Origin of the sequence: Treponema sp. J25, from assembly GCF_004343725.1 — a bacterium.
Classification (GTDB): Bacteria; Spirochaetota; Spirochaetia; order Treponematales; family Breznakiellaceae; genus J25.
On the sequence record NZ_PTQW01000052.1, the window covers coordinates 1 to 1,474 of the forward strand.

The following is a 1,474-nucleotide window of genomic DNA, read 5'->3' on the forward strand; positions in this document are numbered from 1 at the left end:
TATTCCGCAAAGTGTCGCTCGAATATCGTCCCAATAGAATACTCCTTGTAATGAGGATCCAAAAAAGGCTCTTGAGCTACAGCTGGGGAAAAATTTATGAACTCGAACAAAATCGCTAGTATCACACATTTCCTTAACGCGACCATGACATGCCTCCTTGTGGGTTCCATTGCCATCCAACTCTATTGTCATAAGATCTATTCTTAAAATTATCTCGCCACATATAAATATCATTAAGTTTTTCATTCGTTGTTGTCCCGGAAACATAGACCGTACCTTTATACAACTCAAAACCATACACGGTCGTTTTAAAACTCTTGTATATCTGTGCATCAGTAGTCATGTTCAGGATCATTTTGAGAAGTTCATCAGAATTACCAGGAGTAAAAACACCTACATAACCGCCCTTTTTGTATGCCCTCTGAACAGCATCTGGAGCCAGAGATTCAGCAGGAAGACGAGTTACACAGTATTTCAGTTGATTCATCAAGGCCTGGTCTATATCCGTAAACCCATTTGCCATAAATTGTGCTGCTGCCTGGTAGCTTGCCATCTGGCTTGCGATTTCAATCCCCTTATTCTTATCAATAAACATCTCGAATAATTGTTCCGGGGGAAGATTTGCGGTATATCGCGCATCTCGATACTCTTGCACAAGACCGGAAATCTTCGTCGCAAAAGCAAAACCCTCAATAGCTGCTTGATAATCCGCAACAAAGAGATCAAGTACTGCGCCTACTCGACTTGCATCTTTTCCTTTGAAACTTTGTCCGATTACACTCGATACTATATCAGTAAAGACATCTTCACACAATGAGCCCAAGGACGGCAAAGACACGTTACCGGTCCTTAAAAATTCACCAATCGTATTTCCTGTAATGCCAGCAACTCCGGGCGGTAAATCAATCCCCTTACCACCAGCAAGACGATCAACACCTTGCCCAAGCAGCATATCCAAATATATCGGACCAACTTTAAGCAGAACTGCTTTTGCCGCTTGCAAGATGGTCTGCCCTGTAGAAGTACATTTATCTATATCGATTCCTGCTTCAAGTAACCGCTTCTTATCAGCTTCAGAAAGATTTGTAAACCGCTCTTGAACATTCAAAACATCTACAAGCTTTTTAAGTTCAGTTTCCCTGAAAGAAGCTTCAGTAGACAATCGTTTACTTTCTCCGCCAAGGAAGCTCTTTAGTTCTTTCTCCCGGATAGCCACATTTTTAGCAAATAGAGCGCGTACGTTTTCACTAGCCATAACTGATAGTTTAAGAGCAGTATCGAATCCATACCGACGGGTTATCCAATCTTCTGTAGATTTATCTAAAAATTGCTGGGTAAAGCGTTCATCACTTTCCACCCCTAGCAATCCTTGATTTTCCAGACGCGCAAGCGTTGCTTCAACGCCATTCTCTCGATAATCCATCGCCATTTCTCCAATACCAGAGATAAGTCGATCGCCAGAGATTCCCCACTG

At 42.1% G+C, this 1,474-nt stretch carries 1 protein-coding gene; it reads right to left on the minus strand.

All coding sequences use genetic code 11. The annotated features are described in order from the left end of the window. Window positions 1-133 precede the first annotated feature (133 nt). Window positions 134-1,474 (minus strand): hypothetical protein (locus C5O22_RS12700; RefSeq protein ID WP_207895388.1); only part of this gene is annotated, 1,341 nt, incomplete at its 5' end.